We start from the raw sequence: 18,718 nt of genomic DNA on the forward strand, positions 1-18,718 counted from the left end.
AATTTAATCTCCATTTTATTGATATAGCGATAAAACTTTCGCAACATACGCCCTGGTTTCCGGATAAGGAGGAACCCCGTTATAATCTTTTACGGCTTGCGGCCCCGCATTGTAGGCCGCCACCGCATGGGCTACATTGCCGTTGAAGTTGGTAAGCATCTGCTTGAGATAGCGCACACCGCCGTCGATATTTTCCCGGGAATCATAAATGTCATTTACTCCCAACGACTGCGCCGTAGCGGGCATTAGCTGCATAATACCGACCGCTCCCGCTGTAGACTGTGCCGCCGGTGACAGCCCGGACTCGGTTTGCGCCACCGCAAGCGCCAATTGGGGATCCACGCCGTATTTATTCGCCGCCGCATACAGCATTCGCGTAACCGTATCTTTGTCCTGGCCGCTACCGGCAGCACCCGTACCAGGGTCAGCAATTTTTTGCTGCGCATTGGCCATCACGGCCGAAAACGCTCCCGAACTGGCCGCCGGTCTGGTAAAACGCTGTTCAATCCGGGAAATACGGTTTAAAACCTCGGTCATACCATTCATGCCATTCATGCCATTCATACCATACACCTACACAATATTTTTATGATTAAAAATTTGAATTCCCACTTCATCCAGAATCGTTTGCTCTTCCTGCAGCGTTGCAAGCCGATACTGGGTCAGTCTTTTTTCTTTCAGTTTCTCAACCAGCTTGCATTTTTGCATGGATGCTTCCAGCCGTTTCAAGCAGGAAAAGCGCTCTTGCTCCGCCGTAGTCACTTTCTGATGTTGCAGGATAATGGTCCCATTGACGGCGGCAATATAGTCGGAAAACAAATTCAGCATGGCCACGTTCAATCCTGTTTGCTGTTTTGCCTTCAGGGAAGCAAGGGAGGAATCCATCGTCTCCTGCAGTTGAGCCAGAGTCTCCTTCTCAGCCAGCAGCTTCGCTGTGGCGTCGGACAATTTCATTTGCGCTTGCTCTTTTTCTATTTTTCGTATCTTAAGGAGTGTTTCCAGACGAAAAGAAAATCGTTGCAAGCTTTTTCACCTCACGGGAAAAATTTATAGTTCCAGCATTGCCAGACGGCGTAACGTCTCTTCCGGCGCTGCTGCTTCATATACATCCTGCTGCAAAAACTCTTTAATCAGGCCTATTTTTTTGATCGCCTGGTCAATTGCGGCATTACTGCCGTGAACATATGCGCCTATATTAAGCAAATCTTCCGCCTCGCGGTAAACCGCCAGCAGAGAGCGAAATTTTTGTGCTATTTGCCAATGACTCTTGTCGGCTATATCCAGCATAACCCGGCTGACACTTGCCAGAACATCAATCGCCGGATAATGGTTTTGGGAAGCCAATTGCCGGGATAATACAATATGACCGTCTAAAATACTTCTTACAGCATCGGCGATTGGTTCATTCATATCATCGCCGTCTACCAAAACGGTATATATACCGGTGATCGAACCTTGCTCCCCCGTTCCGGAACGTTCCAGCAACTTGGGTAAAGCGGCAAACACGGAGGGAGTATAGCCGCGGGTTGCCGGCGGTTCCCCAATCGTCAGCCCCACTTCCCGCTGGGCCATTGCGAACCGGGTAACCGAATCCATCATGAGAACTACATCTTGTCCTTGATCCCGGAAATATTCAGCGATCGCCGTAGCGGTCATCGCCCCCTTGATACGGCAGAGAGCCGGTTGGTCCGAAGTAGCGACAATTACCACCGACCGTTTCAGTCCCTCTTCCCCTAAATCTTTTTCAATAAATTCCCGGACTTCCCTGCCCCGTTCGCCAATCAGGGCAATCACGCTGATATCGGCTTCCGTATTCCGGGCAATCATTCCCAGCAGTGTGCTTTTGCCAACTCCGCTGCCGGCCATAATCCCAATCCGCTGCCCCCGCCCCAGAGTTAACAGTCCGTCAATGGCTTTTACACCGACCGATAGTTTGTCTTGTATCCGGCGGCGGGTTAAAGGCGGCGGCGGCAAGGAATGAATCGGATATTCCCGGAAATTTTCCAAAGGGCCTTTCTCATCAATCGGATTTCCCAGACCGTCCAAAATCCGGCCCAGCAGATGAGCGCCCACTCCCACCTTCAAAGGTTTCCGGGCGGCAACTACATCACAGCCGGGTCCGATTCCGTGAATCTCGCCAATCGGCATAAGCAATACCCGGCCTTGGCGGAAACCCACAACTTCTGCAGCAATTGGCTGTTCTTTCGCCCGGGGACAGATGTAGCATAATTCTCCCAGGCTAACACTGGGGCCCTGGGATTCAATTATCAAACCAATAATTTGGGCGATTTTACCAGTCAGATTTATGGTTTCGACCCGGGCGATTGCCTCAAAATATTTAGTAAAATCTAAATTAATCACGGCAACACTTCCTGCAGCGCTTTTTTAACCATTTCAAACTGACTGTCCAATTTCGCATCAACCGTTCCATAGGCAGTATCAATCACACAGCCGCCGGCAACAATGGTCTGATCCGGCATGATTTTCAGCGCCTTTTCCCGGCCGAGCAACATTTCCAAATCCTTTCTGGATTGAACTACCTGTTCAAATTCGTCAGGATTGACTCTAATTTCGATATTTTCCTGATCTTTGACCTTTTCCAGCGCCGCCTTAACAACCGGCAGCACGCTCATTGGGTTTTCTTTGATTTCCTGAATCAAAACCTTGCCGGCCACCGCTAATGCGATTTCTACGATGGTGCGTTCCGCCGCCAGCACGGTTTCCTGCGCTTCTTGCTCCGCAGTCCGGATAATCCTTTCGGCCTTTGCGTTCGCGTCGGCGACGGCCTGTTGCATTTCCCGTCCGGCTTCCTGCCGGCCCTGAGAAACGCCCTCCTGATAGCCGGCGGCATGACCGGTATCGTAAGCCTCGCGTTTCATTTTCTCCGCCTGCTCATCAGCCTGCGCCAAACATTGCTCTGCTTGCTGTCGTGCATCCCGGAGCAGTGTGTCCGCCTTTTGCCCGGCAATTTCCAGCAATTCGCCCGGCATTACTGCCGGTTCAGATTGCGGCGCTTCCACCAGAGCTTCGCTTTCTGCCTGTCGATGAACAAGAACAACCGGTTCACCGCCAACGGACACTAACTTAAAAATTTTAGACAATAATCTCGTCCCCTTTACCACGCGAAATGACAATTTCACCTGATTCTTCAAGGCGGCGGATTCCATTAACAATTTTTTGTTGTGCTTCTTCAACATCCCGGATCCGTACAGGACCCATATATTCAATTTCCTCACGCAACATATCGGAAGCACGTTTGGACATATTCTTGTAAATCTTTTCGGCCACTTCCGTTGAAGACGCCTTTAAGGCCAGCGCCAAATCCTTGGAATCCACTTCGCGCAATACCAATTGCAGGGAACGGTCGTCGAGCATAACGATATCTTCGAAAACAAACATCCGTTTTTTAATTTCTTCCGCCAATTCCGGATTTTGCACTTCCAGATTTTCAATAATTGTCCGCTCCGTTGTGCGGTCCACTTTATTCAAAACGCCGACAATGGAGTCGACCCCGCCGGCAGCGGTAAAGTCCTGGGTGACCAAGGACGACAGTTTACGTTCCAAAATCCGCTCCACATCTTTAATCACGTCCGGTGACGTACGGTCCATCGTCGCAATCCGCCTTGCCACATCCACCTGCCTGTCCGGCGGTAATGCCGATAAGATGGATGCCCCCTGCTCAGGCTGCAAATAAGCCATAATTAAAGCCAGTGTCTGGGGGTGTTCGTTTTGAATAAAATTCAGCAACTGGGCGGGATCGGTTTTGCGGGCAAAATCAAACGGCCGGATTTGAAGACTGGATGTGAGACGGTTGATAATTGAAATCGCCTTTTCCGCTCCCAGGGCCTTCTCCAATACCTCCCGGGCATAGTCAAGTCCGCCGGAAGATATATATTCCTTGGCCAGGCACATTTGATGAAACTCATTCAATACCCTGTCTTTATGTTCCTGCGGCACCTTCCGCTGATTGGCAATTTCCAGGGTAAGCTTTTCAATTTCATCTTCCCGCAGATGTTTGAATACCTGGGCGGAAACATCCGGTCCAAGCGCAATCAGCAATATGGCTGCTTTTTGTTTGCCTGTTAACTCATTTGACTGGTACATAAACCCCACTCCTGTTTCTATTCATCGGCTATCCAGGCTTTAATCAACTGTGCTACATCATCTGGTTGCGACTTAGCCAGTTTTTCAATGGATTCCCTCTGCAGCAGGCGTTGTTTTTCTTGTTCCGATAATTCTTTTTCCTTGGCATGTTCTACCGCCGGTATTTCCACGATCTCCGCAGCGGCGGCAAGTTCATCATCAGCCTGGCGCATGCGGCGCCGGTTAAACAGCCACAAGCCATACATGACCGCGATAACACCCAGGGCAAGCAAGCCATATTTCAGCCACATCGCCTGTCTTTGCCGTTGTTCATAGGCCAATTCCTCCTGGCGCTGCTTATCGGCCTGTTGGTTATTAAAGGAGATACTTTCTACTGAAATCGTGTCACCCCGGGCCGGATTCAGGCCAATGGCGGAAGAAACCGTTCTCAGAATGCTGTTCTGCTGTGCTTGGGTAAGACCGGAATCAACCAGAACAGCAACCGTCAGCCGTTTTATAGAGCCGGGAGTTGCAACCACTTTTTCCTTGGTTTCATTAATTTCATAATTCCGTGTGACTTCTTTCTTTTCATAATTGGATTGATTATTATTGTTTTGGGTAACATAGCCGGGAATATTGGAAGTTGTACCCGGCACCCCGCCGGGAGCGGCCGACGACCCTTTATAGGTCTCATCCGTTTGTTGCGAACTGCGAACAATCCCGCTCGTGTCAACGACCGGCGCAAACGTCTGACTGTTAACCGTGCGCTGGTCAAAATTCAATTCAACATTAACGCGGGAAGCCGCTTTCCCCGCTCCCAGCACTTCATCCAGCAACGATTGAACATTTTTTTGTAAATCTTCCTGAACCTTTTTAGTCATTTCGAGCTGTGTCATGGTTCCGGCCCCGGCCATCAAAGGATCATCGTTCTGTTCATTCAGTATATGGGCGTAATTATCAACTACCGTGATATTTTCCGGTTTTAGCCCCTGAATACTATGGGCGACCAGGTTGACAATTCCTTTTACCTGCCCCCGCGACAATTGCACACCCGGACGCAGCTTAAGCATAATCGAAGCGGTGGCGGGCTTTTCGTTATTCTTGTACAGGCTGTCTTGGGGTAAGACAATATGTACCCGGGCTTTTTCCACTTCCGCCATTTGTTCGATCGTACGAGTCAATTCCCCTTGTAACGCCTGCAAAAGATCGACCTTATTCTGAAAATCGGAGGCGCCGAATTTATTCTGGTCAAAAATCTCAAACCCCTTGTCGCCGCGGGGTAATCCCTGGGCCGCCAAGTCCAGCCGGACCCGGTATACATCGTTTGACGACACCAAAATTGTACCATTAGGGCCTACTTGATTCGTCACTTTCATCTCTTTTAGTTTTTGTACAATCTGACCCGCGTCTTGTGCTTCCAAATTAGTATACAAAGGTACCATATCCGGACGTCCGCCCCACCAAAAGCTCCAGGATAAAATAACGATAAAGACCAATATGGCCGAGCCAAGAATAATGTACCTTTCCCGTGTGCCTAACTTGTGCCACAAGCGCAGAGACTGTTCTTTCCAGTCTGCCATCGTCTCCACCCTTCCCAATTGACGAAAAATGCCAAATTACACTTGCATTCTCATAACTTCCTGATAGGCGTCTACAATTTTATTGCGAACCTGCATTGTCAATTGCAAGGCAATTGTAGCTTTCTCCGCCGCGATTGTAACCTCGGAGACGTCCTGGATTTTGCCGGCGGCCAAATCAACCGAAGCTTTGTCCGCATCCTTCTGCAACTGATTCACATTACCAAGCGCTTCCGCAAAAAGTTGGGAAAAATCCTTTCCTTCTTTTGCAGACGGTTGGGTCGCCAATGTCCCGACAGTTGTTACAGGCGTCAATTTAAGTTGTTCAACGCGCATTTACATCCCCACTTTATTTTCCAATTTCCAGCGCTTTCATCGCCATGCTTTTTGCCGCATTAATCGTCGTTACATTTGCTTCATAGGAGCGTGTCGCCGTCATCATATCCACCATTTCCGAAACGATATTGATGTTTGGCATTTGTACATAGCCGTCTTTATCGGCATCGGGATGATGCGGATCATACACCTTGTGGGTGGGCGAAGGGTCTTCGACAATACCGGCCACCCGTACTCCCTCGCCGCCAGCAGCATCATCAGTCATTTGATTGGATAGAATCTGTCCAAAAGATGCCTGATTTTGCCGGGGTTCAAAAATAACCATCCGGCGCCGATAAGGACCTCCTGCCGCAGTTCGTGTCGTATTCACATTGGCAATGTTATTGGAAATAACGTCCATTCTCAGACGTTCCGCCGATAAACCGGATGCAGCCGTATTAATCGAATCAAACATCCCCATCTTTTACTTGTTCCCTCCATTAATTGCCGATTTCAAATTGGAAAAATACCACCCCAACTGCTGGGCCACGGCATTATAGTAAATATTATTTTTTGCCAGGTTGGCCATTTCGACATCAATATCCACATTATTACCATCTGTTCGCATCGATGTATCGTTCTGTTCAGCGACGGAGATGACCGATCCATTGTCTGTAGATAACGGCAAATGGCGTTTATTGGTTTTAACCAGCGGTAACTTTTTATCGTCAAGTGCTTCCTGCAGCCGGGACTCAAAGGTCACCTCGCTCCGTTTAAACCCCGGCGTGTTAACATTAGCAATATTATTGCTTATTACTTTTTGCCGAAGTGAAGAAGCTTCCAATGCCTGTTGTAAAATGTTGACTTGCGCTGATGACAGCAATGAATCTAGCACCGCATTTCTTCCCTCCCGTTTCGTGGATTAGACGCTTCTAGCATACATCTTTGTGCATAATTCTACATAATTAGCGAAATTCCTTTAGTTATTTCTTCTTTAACGCGATTTTAACAAGAAAAAACCACTAAAAAAACAACCATTCTTACGAATGGTTGTTTTTACTTATTTTTTAAGCTTTTTCATCTCTTCCAGCAAATGTTCGTTCAATACTTTTATGTAAGTTCCTTTCATTCCCAGCGACTTTGATTCAATGACACCGGCGCTTTCGAATTTGCGCAGCGCATTGACAATGACCGAACGGGTAATCCCCACACGGTCGGCAATCTTACTGGCAACAAGTAAGCCTTCATTTCCTTCCAATTCGCTTAAAATGTGAATGACCGCTTCCAGTTCCGAGTAAGACAACGTTCCCAGTGCAACCTGCACGGTGGCTTTCTTACGGGCCTCTTCCTCGATTTTGTCACTGCGGTCGCGCAATATTTCCATCCCGACTACCGTAGCGCCATATTCGGCCAGAATAAGGTCCTCATCGGTAAATTCGTCATGAAACTTAGCAACAATCAAGGTACCGATTCTTTCCCCGCCACCGTGAATCGGTATGACGGTGGTAAATTTATCATTAAACAGACAATTGGTTCCTTCACTGAAAGTGCACATACCACTCTCAAGCCTCAAGTTCGGCGAGGTTTCATTAATTCGAAGCAGCCAGTCAACATAACGTTCCGGAAAATAGCCTTGATGCAAAACTTTGTCACGCATCAGGTCACATTCAAAATCATCCAGCAAGGCATAGCCCAGCACAATTCCGGTTTTGCTGACAATATACACATTCGAACTAATCACATTGCTTAATACATTGGATATCTCGGTGTATTCCACTTTCTCCGACTTCTGCAGCAGCCGATTAATTTTTCGAGTACGTTCTAACATAGATAACACAATAACTTCTCCTACCTTTCACTAGGCTAGATTATAAAATAAAATGACTTAAATCCTGATTTTTTACAATGGGATTCAGTTTTTCTCTGACATAATTCGACGTAATGGTCACTTTTTCCTTTTCCATATCCGGTGCTTCAAAAGCTAAATCTTCTAAAAGTTTTTCTAAAATCGTATGCAATCTGCGAGCGCCGATATTTTCAGTCTGAATATTCACCTGATAGGCAGTTTCTGCCAATTCATCAATAGCATCCTCGGCGAATTCAATTTTTATACCTTCCGTTGCCAGCAAACTGATATATTGCTTAATCAAAGCATTCGCCGGTTCCGTCAATATTTGCCGAAAATCTTCTTTCGATAAATTCGTCAATTCCACCCGGATCGGAAAACGCCCCTGCAATTCGGGAATCAAATCAGACGGCTTCGCCGTATGAAACGCCCCGGCCGCAATAAATAAAATATGGTCGGTCTTAACAGACCCATATTTGGTCACTACCGTCGAACCTTCCACAATCGGCAGAATGTCCCGCTGTACGCCTTCCCGTGAAACATCCGGACCGGAGGCAGGACCGCGCCCCGCAATTTTATCTATCTCATCCAGAAAAATAATACCATAGTTTTCCGCTAAATCAATTGCCGCTGTAATCGCTTCGTCCATATCAATCAATTTCTGCGCTTCTTCCTGAATAAAGATTTTGCGGGCATTCGCAACGGTTACTTTGCGCTTTTTTTGTTTTTTCGGCAACAAATTACCCAGCATATCCTGGATGTTCATTCCCATTTCTTCGATACCGGAGCCGGCAAACATTCCCATAATAGGCTGGTTATTATCTTCTACGGTAATTTCCATGATTTCTTCTTCCAGTTCGCCGTCTGCCAGACGCTTACGCCACCAATCCCGTCCGGCTGTGGACTGCGGTGAAGGGGTTGCCGGAACTTCCGGTTCCCTGCTTTCTCCCGCCCCTCCCCCGGAAAATAAGATTTCGAAAGGATTCTTCACTTTTTCTTGTTTGGGTGACGGATAAAAATATTCTATAATTCTATCATCAGCAAGCTCTTTGGCCTTATCAGATACTTGCAACATTTTTTCCTGCTTTACCATGCGAATGGCTGTTTCCAGCAAATCCCGGACCATGGATTCCACATCGCGGCCCACATAGCCGACTTCGGTAAATTTCGTTGCCTCCACCTTGATAAAAGGAGCATTAACCAGTTTTGCCAGGCGGCGGGCAATTTCCGTTTTGCCGACTCCCGTCGGCCCGATCATCAATATATTTTTAGGAATGATCTCCTCTTTTAAATCAGCAGGCAACTGCTTGCTGCGCCAGCGGTTGCGCAGCGCAACGGCTACAGATTTTTTGGCCTGATGCTGCCCGACAATATATTTATTTAATTCCTTAACGATCTGGCTCGGTGTTAATTCAGTCAACATCATCCCTCCTTTTGTAGTTCCTCTATGGTTATATGGTCATTGGTATAGATGCAAATCGACGAAGCAATCAAAAGAGCTTCCCTCGCTATCTCTGACGCCGAAAGGGTTGTATGATTTACCAAAGCCCGCGCTGCCGCCAACGCGTAGGAACCGCCGGAGCCTATGGCAGTCACATTGTCGTCCGGCTCAATCACTTCCCCGTTGCCGGAAATAATCAGCATATGTTCGCTATCGGCTACGATCAATAATGCTTCCAGCCGCCTCAAAACACGGTCCATACGCCACTCTTTCGCCAGTTCAACAGCAGAGCGCATCAGGTTGCCGTTAAATTCCTCCAGTTTGGTCTCAAATTTGGTAAATAAGGTAAATGCATCGGCTACGGAACCGGCAAATCCGGCTAAAACCTTACCATGGTACAGTCGCCGTACTTTTTTCGCATTGTGTTTCATAACCGTATTGCCGCCAAAGGTTACTTGACCGTCGCCGGCAATGGCTATTTTATCTTCTTGCCGCACAGCAATGATTGTTGTCGCATGAAACATTTTTCTACCTCCTAGGCACGCGGATGATTGTTCTTGTACACTGATTTCAATCTTTCTTTCGTTACGTGAGTATACAGCTGCGTAGTCGAAAGATTTACATGTCCCAACATTTCCTGCACAGACCTTAAATCGGCTCCATTGTTAAGCAAGTGAGTCGCAAAGGTATGCCGGATTGTATGCGGACTAACATGTTTGGTTAAAGCAAGCAAATTTACATATTTTTCCAAAACACGACGGATACTCCTGTCTGTCAGCGGAGCACCAAACTTGTTGACTAATAATGAATTATGGGGACTTCCCTTATATTTCCGGCAAAGGAACGGCCGGGCCCCTCCCAAATACTGTTCGATTATCTGAAGTGCCTTACGCCCGACAGGAACGATTCGCTCTTTAGAACCCTTCCCCATAACTAAAAGATAGCGGCTTAAGAGGTCAACATCGCCGACAGATAGTCCGGCCAACTCGCTAACCCGGATGCCGGTCGCATATAAGAGTTCTAAAATGACTGCATCCCGGCGGCCTAGCGGGCTTACATCCGGCAGAGAAAGCAACCCTTCCATTTCCTTGGGGTCAAGAAACACAGGCAGTCTCTTTTCCAGTTTCGGAGTACGAACATTCGTAAACGGATTCGCGGCAATCGCCTCTTCACGGCACAAATGACGGAAAAACGACCGTAATGCTGCAATACGGCGCGCAATGGTCCGTCTCGCATAGGCTTTTTCCTGCAAATGAGCCAAATACGCCCGGATTAGGATCGGCGTTACACCTGTAAAAAGAGCCTCCCCAACACCTTTTTCTTGGGCAAAAGCAACAAAATACTCAATATCTGCCCGGTAACTCATTAAAGTGTGCTGGGAGGCATTCTTCTCGATCTGTAAGTATAGCAAAAATTGCTGTATTTGTTGCCTTAGATGATCCATAGTATACCACGCTTTTTGCTGAAATTCACCAAGAAATTACGAATTTATACTAGCATAGAGGGAAAAATTATGCAAGGCCATTGTCGCATTTTTCTATAAATTCCCGCAAAATACTCATTGCCCTTGCGGCGATCAGGCTATTCTTCTGTCTTTTATCTCTTATTTTCCGTCCCAGCGGCGGCAATAATCCAAAATTAATATTCATCGGTTGAAAATGTTCGGGATTAGCCTGAGCAACATATTGGCATAACGAACCATGGGCCGTCTCCCGCGGAAAAACTACCGGCCTGCGGCCTGCTGCCAGCCGGGCCGCATTCATTCCGGCAACGAGTCCGCTCGCTGCCGATTCAACATATCCCTCCACACCCGTAATCTGTCCGGCAAAGAAAATTCCCGGATACTCTATCATTTGCAGTGAAGCCTGCAATACTTTCGGCGATTTAATAAAGGTATTCCGGTGCATAACCCCCAGACGGGCGAATTCCGCCTTTTCAAGTCCCGGAATTAACCGGAAGACCCGTTGCTGTTCGGTCCACTTCAGGTGTGTTTGAAAACCTACAATATTATAAAGAGTAGCGGCAAAATTATCCTGGCGTAACTGGACAATCGCATAAGGAATTTCCCCTGTTATGGGATGGCACAGGCCGACGGGCTTTAATGGCCCAAAACGCAATGTATCTATACCCCGGGCAGCCATTTCTTCTACGGGCATACAGCCTTCGAAAAAAACCGCCTTTTCAAATTCTTTTATAGGCGTTGTCCCGGCATGGGTTAGCTCATACCAAAACAATTCATATTGTTCTTTCGTCATCGGACAATTTAGATAATCCTCATCTCCTTTATCATAACGGGAAGCCCTGAATATTTTACTCATATCCAAAGACTCCGCCGTTACGATCGGCGCAGCGGCATCGTAAAAGTAAAAGGATTCCTGCCCGGTCATTTCACCGATTGTTTCCGCCAGCCGGCCGGCGGTTAGGGGACCGCTGGCAATAATAAGCGGGCGATTTTCCGGCAGTTTAGTTACTTCTTGTTGTTTGACCTGAATCCGGGGATGATTCGTCAAAACCTCGGTAATATAGCTGCTAAAAGCGGTCCGGTCCACGGCTAAGGCGCCGCCGGCCGGCACCCTTGTCGAATCGGCGGCCTTCATAATCAGCGAATCCAACCCCCGCATTTCTTCTTTCAAAAGCCCGACGGCATTTTCGACGGCCGCTGCCCGTAAAGAATTGCTGCAAACCAGTTCCGCAAATAAACCGGAATGGTGAGCCGGCGACATAATACCGGGACGCATTTCAAATAATTCAACATCAATACCCGCCTGGGCAACTTGCCACGCCGCTTCGCTGCCGGCTAACCCGGCGCCGATAATAGTTACTGGTGCCACGTCATTTCCTCCGGGAAGCAGTGTTTTTTTTCGCTTTCTGCTTGATTTTTTTCTCCGTCTTTGATTTCACGGGATTCGTTTCATTCTTTTCCTGGGTTGGGCAATTCGGATTGCCGCATTTCAAGGCAAACCGGCCATTTTTATAATTATGCCGCACCATAAACATGCCACACGTTTCGCAGGTATCTTTAGTCGGGGTATCCCACGTTACAAACTGGCATTCAGGATAATTCTTACAGCCGAAAAATACCTTTCCTCTTTTTGTGCGGCGTTCCACAATCGTTCCTTGACAAAGCGGACACAGGACCCCGGCTTCTTTCAAAATGGGTTTTGTGTTTCTGCACTCGGGAAATCCGGGACACGCCAGAAATTTACCATAGCGCCCCTGTTTTACCACCATCAGCCGGCCGCAATGTTCACAGGGAATATCAGACACTTCTACGGGCAATTCAACATGGCCGATTGCCTCATCGGCATGAGTCAGAGTAGCTGAAAACGGTTGATAAAAATCCTGCAATACCTCCTGCCAGGAAGCCTGCCCCTCAGCGATTTCATCCAGCTGATTTTCCATGCTGGCGGTAAATTCCACGTCGACGATATTAGGAAAATACTGTTTTAACAAATCAACCACAACAAATCCCAGCTCAGTAGGCTGAAACCGCTTCTCCACCCGCACCACATAACCCCGGCCAATGATTGTCTCAATAATCGGCGCATAAGTACTCGGACGGCCAATGCCTTTCTCCTCCAGTATTTTTACCAGCAATGCTTCGGAATATCTGGGAGGGGGCTCGGTAAAATGCTGCTTGGGAAGTACTTTAAACAGTTTCAGCGCCTGACCGGGACTCAGTTCGGGCAAGGCCACGTCCTTTTCCTCTTTTTCCTCTTTGCTCTCCGTATAAACGGCCGTAAACCCTGCAAATTTTAATATGGACCCCGTCGCCCGCAAACCAAACCGGCCGGACTGAATAGTAATTGTCAGGGTATCATAAACAGCCGCCGTCATCTGACTGGCAATAAAACGCTCCCAAATCAAATTATATAACCGGTACTGGTCCCGGGAAAGAAACTTTTCCATTTTCTGCGGCACCAGTTCCAGACTGGTTGGCCGAACGGCTTCGTGGGCATCTTGCGATTTTTTATTACTGTATACGGGAGCTTTCTCCGGTGTATAGGCGTCACCGTAGGTTTCCCGTATATAATTGCTGGCGTCATTTTGCGCCGATTCGGCAATTCGGGTAGAATCGGTACGCATATAGGTAATCAACCCGACGGCGCCGGCACTGCCAATATCCAGGCCTTCATATAATTGCTGGGCAATCATCATGGTCTTACGGGAGGTAAACCCCAGTTTGCGGGCCGCGTCCTGCTGCAAGCTGCTGGTAGTAAAAGGCGGTGCCGGATTACGCCGGCGCTCCCGTTTTTTTATATCGTCAACCACGAACTCGCCTTGCTCTAATTCCCGCTTAATCCCCTCAGCCTCGGCCTCATTGTTGATTGGCGTTTTTTTCCCTTCAATAGAAATCAATTCGGCCTCGAATAAAGGCGCCTTCACTTTTTCCCTTAGTTTGGCCGTAACGGTCCAGTATTCTTGCGGTACAAAGGCCAAAACTTCTTTTTCCCGGTCGCAAATCAGCCGGATGGCAACCGATTGAACCCGGCCCGCGCTGAGACCCTTGCGAATTTTCCGCCACAATAGCGGACTCAGCTGATAGCCGACAATCCGGTCCAGTATCCGCCTGGCCTGTTGCGCGTCCACCCGGGAGAGATTGATCGGCCGGGGGTGCTTTACGGCATTTTGAATGGCGGTTTTTGTTATTTCATTAAATTCAATCCGGCAAGCGTCGGCAGAAGAAATATTCAAAATGTGCGCCAGATGCCACGCAATGGCTTCTCCTTCCCGGTCCGGGTCGGAAGCAAGATAAACGGTATCTGCCGCTTTGGCGGCCTCTTTCAGCCCCTTGATCAGGTCTCCTTTGCCCCGTATGTTGATATATTTAGGGGTAAATCCATTCTCGACATCGACCCCAAATTGGCTTTTCGGCAAATCCCGTAAATGACCCATTGAGGCTCTTACAATATAATTTTTCCCCAAAAATTTTTCAATCGTCTTTGCCTTGGCTGGTGATTCCACAACCACTAATGCTTTGCTCACCTGATTCCCTCCCCGGGGCCGGGTCTAAAGCCAGCCCCTGCAATCCAAAAGCTTACGTCTGATTCTAATTGGTCTTTGCCGTACGGATAAATTGCCGCCCCTCACATTCGGCAACTAAACCGCGTAATTGCAGCTGCAATAAAATATATGTGATTACCGGCGCAGATAAATACGATTTGGCAACAATTTCATCTAATTCCACCGGTTTTTCATAGGATAATAGTGAATACACCATAGTTTCTTCCTCATTCAATTTCATTTCAACTTCCGGCAGTGGCTGTTGCTGCCAATTATATTCTTCTAAAATATCTGCCGCGCAGTCAATTAATTTCGCGCCTTGCTTAATTAAGCGGTGTGTGCCCCGGCTCGTCGACGAAAAGACACTGCCCGGAACCGCGAATACGTCCCGGCCTTCTTCCAGAGCAAAATCAGCGGTAATCAGACTGCCGCTTTTGGCTGCCGCTTCCACGACCACAACCCCTTTTGCCAGACCGCTGATAATCCGGTTGCGGGCGGGAAAACGCCCGGGATGGGCCGGCGTATCCGGTAAATATTCGGAAATTACCGCACCGTTTGCGGCGATTTCCGCCAATAGCCGCCGATTTTCCGGCGGATAAACAACATTTACACCGCAGCCTAGAACGGCCAGCGTAGAGCCGGTCCGCATAGCACCCTTATGGGCTGCGCTGTCGATACCGCGGGCGGCCCCGCTAATAATACAAATGCCGGCGGCCGCCAAATCTGCGGCCAGCATATTGGTTACATTTTTGCCATAAGCGGACGCCTTTCTGGCCCCCACCATAGCGATCTTTTTTTCAGTCCTGGGCAGTGTACCTTTATAAAACAGCAGCAACGGTGGATTAAAAGTATCCCGCAAGAGAGACGGATAATCCGGATCCTGCAGAGTGCAAATCTGAATGCCGTTTTTTTGCCACTCTTCGGCTAAGCAGGGTATATCTATCTTTTCCCGGGTCAGAAGTAAATTATTACAAAGCTCCTCTTCCAAACAACCGCAGAAAAACAAATCGCGCCGGTCGGCTTGCCAAATTTGCCGGGCGCTACCGAAAAAAGCCGACAATGCTTTTAAACGGGCGTTGCCAATTCCGGGGACCATTTGCAATGCCGCCAAATAAATCCTATCCATCTTTTCCTCCACTGTCAACTGTTAATTGCGAACTAATTATATATTGTGCGGATAATGTGACCGGCAATCTCGTCGGCGGCCGCCGGACGAGCCAGTTCTTTCACCCGGTTTCGCATTAACTCCAGCTGTTGGCTTTGCTCCTGCAGCAAGGTTAAAACGATATTGCCAAGTTCGTCACAATGATTGGCCCGCACGGCGACTTTCTTATCTAAAAGAAATTGCGCGTTGCCTTCTTCCTGCCCCGGAATGGGCCGGAAGATAATCATCGGCAATCCTATACACAATGCCTCCGCGGAAGTCATTCCGCCGGGTTTCGATATAATGACATCGGCAACAGCCATTAGTTTATGGATCGAATCAACATAACTGAAAACATGCAGAGTGGAACGCAATGAGGTTTTTAAATTGCACAGTTTGCTATACATATGCCGGTTATTGCCGGTTACGACAATGATTTGCAACGGTACGGCAAGACCATCGCAAGTTTTAACCAATTCTTCCATAGGAAAAATCCCTGCCCCGCCGCCCATAATCAATATTGTCTTTTTGGCTTTCTCTAAATTCAAGTCTTGGAGTATAGTAGAGCGGTCCAATCTTACGCTAAATTCTTCGCTTACGGGAATTCCGGTAATCAGACTGCGCTCCGCCGGGATCCCCCGCTCGCTGAAATAAGTCCGCAGTGTTTCGTCGGCTAAAAAGTACCGCTCAACTTCGGGATAAATCCATAGGCGGTGAACAACAAAATCGGTAACCACGGCAAAAACAGGAATGGTTATCCGGCCTCTGCCGCTGAGACCGGCCGCGAGCCCGGCGGGAGCCGCATGAGTACACACAATGGCCGCCGGCTTAAAATTATGAAGATACTGTTCCAACCCGCTTGCCCAATAACGGCTCAGCCAGTTTCGTCCTGCCAGGGCCAGCTCGTTCCGGTTGCCCCACCGGTACATTTGGCCGTAAAGACCGGGAGTCATCTGCAGGATTTTTAAATATATTTTTATAATGCCTTGTCCCAGCAGGGGATTGAGGAAATCAAAAATATCGGCATATTGTACTTCCAGATTGCCTTGACGCTTCAGGGCCGCCCCGACCGCCCGGGCTGCCCGGATGTGGCCGGAGCCGACCGCTGCGCTGAGGATTAATACTCTATCCGGTTTCGTCAACAAGGCTGACTCCTTTCCAATTCACTTTTCCGTAAGGCTTAACCCGGCTTTGGTCGTTAGTCATCCTTAGCAGTTCCCCCGGCCTGCAGCCAAAAAGGACTACTTCATTGCCGGCAATTTCGTTCAGCGGCACTAACACGAAATTTCTCTCGTGCAATCTTGGATGAGGCACGGTAAGTTCTGCCGAACATAGTTGCAAGTGGTGATATAACAAAAGATCGATATCAATGATTCTAGGTCCCCAGCGTATGTCACGCCGGCGGCCTAATTTTTTTTCCACCTCAAGACAACAGGTGAGCAAACTGTCCGGCGGCAAATCGGTTTTTACACTGATCACCGCATTCAGAAAACCAGGCTGTTCAACCAAGCCCCAGGGTTCCGTTTCGTATAAGGAAGAAACATTCTCAATGGCTATTGCCGGCTGCCGGGATAATAATTGAATGGCTCTGGCAATATTTATCTCCCTCTTCCCCAGGTTAGAGCCCAGTCCCAAAAATATCATGATTTTCTTTCCCGGGTGATTTCAACCTGCACAATATTAAAATGACCCGGTATGGGCATAACCTGTTTTCTCACCCGGACGGCAACCTCCTGCACCAGGGAAAACGACAGCACTGTATCGGCAATATGCTGCACCAAAGCCTCTAATAATTTAAATTTAGTATTTTCCAGGACGTTTTTAACCTTATTATAGACAGAAACATAATCCAGCGTATCCTCCAGAGTATCTGTTTCCCCTGCCGTACTAAGATCCAGAGTCATCTCCAAATCGACATAAAAACGTTGCCCTAATTCTCTTTCATACTCATATACCCCATGAAAACCATAAAACTCCATATTATTTAATACGATTTTATCTTTCACCAAACGACTCTCCCTTCATGGCATCGCACATTTTGGCCATTCGCACAATCGGCTTTACATCATGCACCCGGACAATGGAGGTCCCCTGCGCAATCCCCCAGGCTACCGTAGCCCCGGTTCCTTCCACCCGGTCTTCTACGGGGAGTCCTAGCACTTCCCCGATAAACCGTTTGCGCGATGTTCCTAATAGCAGGGGACAGCCCAGGCTTCTCAACTCTCCCAACCGGGACATAACTTCCAGGTTTTGTTCCGGTGTTTTGCCAAAACCAATGCCGGGATCAATAATAAAATGATCAAAAGGAACGCCCGCATCCAGGCCAATCTGAATACTCTGCTGCAAGAACCGGCATATAGAATACATAATGTCTTTTTCATAAAATGTATTTTGCTGATTGTGCATAACAATAACCGGTACTTTATAGTTCGCAATAACACCGGCCATGCCGGGGTCGGACTGCAGCCCCCATACATCATTAATCAAATGGGCTCCCATTTTTATGGCTGCTTCGGCGACACTGGCCTTATAGGTATCAACCGAAACCGGAACGGTAGCTATTTTTAAAACTTTTTCCAGCAAGGGCAGCAGACGGTCTAATTCTTCCCTGGCCGATACAACCTGTGCTCCTCCATAGGGACGCGTTGACTCGGCGCCGATATCAATGATATCGGCGCCCGCCTGAATCATCTCTTCCGCGTGCCGGGCGGCAGCCTCCAATGTATTATAGCAGCCGCCGTCAGAAAATGAATCCGGTGTAACATTTAGAATCCCCATAACCAGGGTTTTACGGGAAGTCAACGTTAACGACCTGCCATCCGGCCAGCGATATTGGCGTTTAACACCGCCACTTGCAAGGGCTTTTTCCAAAGCCCCGGCAATATCCGGCAATCCCCAGGGCTGTAACTTTAGTTGGCTAAGGGCTGCCTTATATTGTTTGAGCGTTGCCATAATAAGAACGTCCGTATACGCAGCACTTAAATCAGCCGTACCTCTGGCAACAGCAACTTCTCCCCCTTTCGCCAAAAAAGTCTGTTTCAGCAAATTAGCCGCCTTAGTGGATATATTCTCCAGTTTAAACACTTTAAAAACCGCTTTATCGGCCATAATTCGAATTCCGGCAGGATCGCAATTCAATTTTGTCAATTCGCGCTGTGCCTGTTCTAAGCTCGTTATGGACATTATTTGAGGGTTTAGATTCATACGTTTTCTCCTATTGTGGTTAAATACATTTTTATTGTACCATACTTAACAGGCAGATTGGAAATAAGTCCCGAAAAATAAAAATTTTTCACGCCGGAAAATCC

At 48.1% G+C, this 18,718-nt stretch carries 20 protein-coding genes; all 20 read right to left on the reverse strand.

From position 1 onward, the window contains the following. Window positions 1-15: 15 nt before the first annotated feature. The 20 genes from LUCIF_RS16590 to folP all read right to left on the reverse strand — a co-directional run bounded on the left by LUCIF_RS16590 (window position 16) and on the right by folP (window position 18,614). Window positions 16-564, reverse strand: a complete 549-nt coding sequence (locus tag LUCIF_RS16590) for a lytic transglycosylase domain-containing protein (RefSeq protein WP_207857883.1) — start codon at window positions 562-564, stop codon at window positions 16-18. A gap of 9 nt (window positions 565-573) precedes the next feature. Next, complete coding sequence (gene fliJ / locus LUCIF_RS16595; RefSeq protein ID WP_122629004.1) at window positions 574-1,023, reverse strand: flagellar export protein FliJ; 450 nt, start codon at window positions 1,021-1,023, stop codon at window positions 574-576. Window positions 1,024-1,047: 24 nt separating this feature from the next. Beyond that, window positions 1,048-2,361 carry a flagellar protein export ATPase FliI gene (gene fliI, locus LUCIF_RS16600; RefSeq protein ID WP_122629005.1) on the reverse strand — a complete coding sequence of 438 codons (1,314 nt, stop codon included), beginning with the start codon at window positions 2,359-2,361 and terminating at the stop codon, window positions 1,048-1,050. Then, window positions 2,358-3,101, reverse strand: coding sequence for a FliH/SctL family protein (locus LUCIF_RS16605; RefSeq protein ID WP_165866026.1), 744 nt, complete (start codon window positions 3,099-3,101; stop codon window positions 2,358-2,360). Before LUCIF_RS16605 ends, fliI begins: the two co-directional genes overlap by 4 nt. Continuing rightward, window positions 3,094-4,104, reverse strand: coding sequence for a flagellar motor switch protein FliG (gene fliG, locus LUCIF_RS16610; RefSeq protein ID WP_122629007.1), 1,011 nt, complete (start codon window positions 4,102-4,104; stop codon window positions 3,094-3,096). The genes LUCIF_RS16605 and fliG overlap by 8 nt, the downstream gene beginning before the upstream one ends. A 17-nt stretch (window positions 4,105-4,121) precedes the next feature. Then, window positions 4,122-5,663 (reverse strand): flagellar basal-body MS-ring/collar protein FliF, encoded by a 1,542-nt coding sequence (fliF, locus tag LUCIF_RS16615; protein ID WP_122629008.1) that lies wholly within the window; start codon window positions 5,661-5,663, stop codon window positions 4,122-4,124. 36 nt (window positions 5,664-5,699) lie between these two features. Beyond that, entirely contained in the window at window positions 5,700-5,996 is a 297-nt protein-coding gene (gene fliE / locus LUCIF_RS16620) for a flagellar hook-basal body complex protein FliE (RefSeq protein WP_122629009.1), read from the reverse strand. Window positions 5,997-6,009: 13 nt separating this feature from the next. Continuing rightward, window positions 6,010-6,456 (reverse strand): flagellar basal body rod protein FlgC, encoded by a 447-nt coding sequence (flgC, locus tag LUCIF_RS16625; protein ID WP_122629010.1) that lies wholly within the window; start codon window positions 6,454-6,456, stop codon window positions 6,010-6,012. Between the two features lie 3 nt (window positions 6,457-6,459). Then, window positions 6,460-6,870, reverse strand: a complete 411-nt coding sequence (gene flgB, locus LUCIF_RS16630) for a flagellar basal body rod protein FlgB (RefSeq protein WP_122629011.1) — start codon at window positions 6,868-6,870, stop codon at window positions 6,460-6,462. Between the two features lie 165 nt (window positions 6,871-7,035). Further along, the gene (gene codY, locus LUCIF_RS16635) at window positions 7,036-7,803 is read right to left on the reverse strand and encodes a GTP-sensing pleiotropic transcriptional regulator CodY (RefSeq protein WP_207857950.1); all 768 of its coding nucleotides are present in this window, start codon (window positions 7,801-7,803) and stop codon (window positions 7,036-7,038) included. A 40-nt stretch (window positions 7,804-7,843) separates the two neighbouring features. Then, window positions 7,844-9,247: an ATP-dependent protease ATPase subunit HslU gene (hslU, locus tag LUCIF_RS16640; protein WP_165866027.1), complete on the reverse strand. Its 1,404-nt coding sequence runs from the start codon at window positions 9,245-9,247 to the stop codon at window positions 7,844-7,846. Continuing rightward, entirely contained in the window at window positions 9,244-9,786 is a 543-nt protein-coding gene (gene hslV, locus LUCIF_RS16645) for an ATP-dependent protease subunit HslV (RefSeq protein WP_122629013.1), read from the reverse strand. Before hslV ends, hslU begins: the two co-directional genes overlap by 4 nt. Window positions 9,787-9,797: 11 nt before the next feature. Beyond that, complete coding sequence (gene xerC, locus LUCIF_RS16650) at window positions 9,798-10,706, reverse strand: tyrosine recombinase XerC (RefSeq protein ID WP_122629014.1); 909 nt, start codon at window positions 10,704-10,706, stop codon at window positions 9,798-9,800. A gap of 67 nt (window positions 10,707-10,773) precedes the next feature. Further along, window positions 10,774-12,093, reverse strand: a complete 1,320-nt coding sequence (gene trmFO / locus LUCIF_RS16655) for a methylenetetrahydrofolate--tRNA-(uracil(54)-C(5))-methyltransferase (FADH(2)-oxidizing) TrmFO (RefSeq protein ID WP_122629015.1) — start codon at window positions 12,091-12,093, stop codon at window positions 10,774-10,776. A 1-nt stretch (window position 12,094) separates the two neighbouring features. Then, complete coding sequence (topA, locus tag LUCIF_RS16660) at window positions 12,095-14,248, reverse strand: type I DNA topoisomerase (protein WP_122629016.1); 2,154 nt, start codon at window positions 14,246-14,248, stop codon at window positions 12,095-12,097. Window positions 14,249-14,312: 64 nt separating this feature from the next. Next, a complete protein-coding gene (dprA, locus tag LUCIF_RS16665) occupies window positions 14,313-15,392 on the reverse strand; it encodes a DNA-processing protein DprA (RefSeq protein ID WP_122629017.1) in 1,080 nt (359 codons plus the stop codon). A 32-nt stretch (window positions 15,393-15,424) separates the two neighbouring features. Continuing rightward, window positions 15,425-16,552, reverse strand: a complete 1,128-nt coding sequence (locus LUCIF_RS16670) for an MGDG synthase family glycosyltransferase (RefSeq protein WP_126720605.1) — start codon at window positions 16,550-16,552, stop codon at window positions 15,425-15,427. Beyond that, window positions 16,536-17,054, reverse strand: a complete 519-nt coding sequence (gene folK / locus LUCIF_RS16675) for a 2-amino-4-hydroxy-6-hydroxymethyldihydropteridine diphosphokinase (protein WP_122629019.1) — start codon at window positions 17,052-17,054, stop codon at window positions 16,536-16,538. Before folK ends, LUCIF_RS16670 begins: the two co-directional genes overlap by 17 nt. Further along, window positions 17,051-17,416 carry a dihydroneopterin aldolase gene (gene folB, locus LUCIF_RS16680; protein ID WP_207857884.1) on the reverse strand — a complete coding sequence of 122 codons (366 nt, stop codon included), beginning with the start codon at window positions 17,414-17,416 and terminating at the stop codon, window positions 17,051-17,053. Before folB ends, folK begins: the two co-directional genes overlap by 4 nt. Beyond that, entirely contained in the window at window positions 17,406-18,614 is a 1,209-nt protein-coding gene (gene folP, locus LUCIF_RS16685) for a dihydropteroate synthase (protein WP_122629021.1), read from the reverse strand. The genes folB and folP overlap by 11 nt, the downstream gene beginning before the upstream one ends. Window positions 18,615-18,718: the final 104 nt, after the last annotated feature.

This window comes from Allolucifera butyrica, from assembly GCF_900476375.1.
Taxonomy (GTDB): Bacteria; Bacillota; Negativicutes; order Sporomusales; family UPPP01; genus Lucifera; species Lucifera butyrica.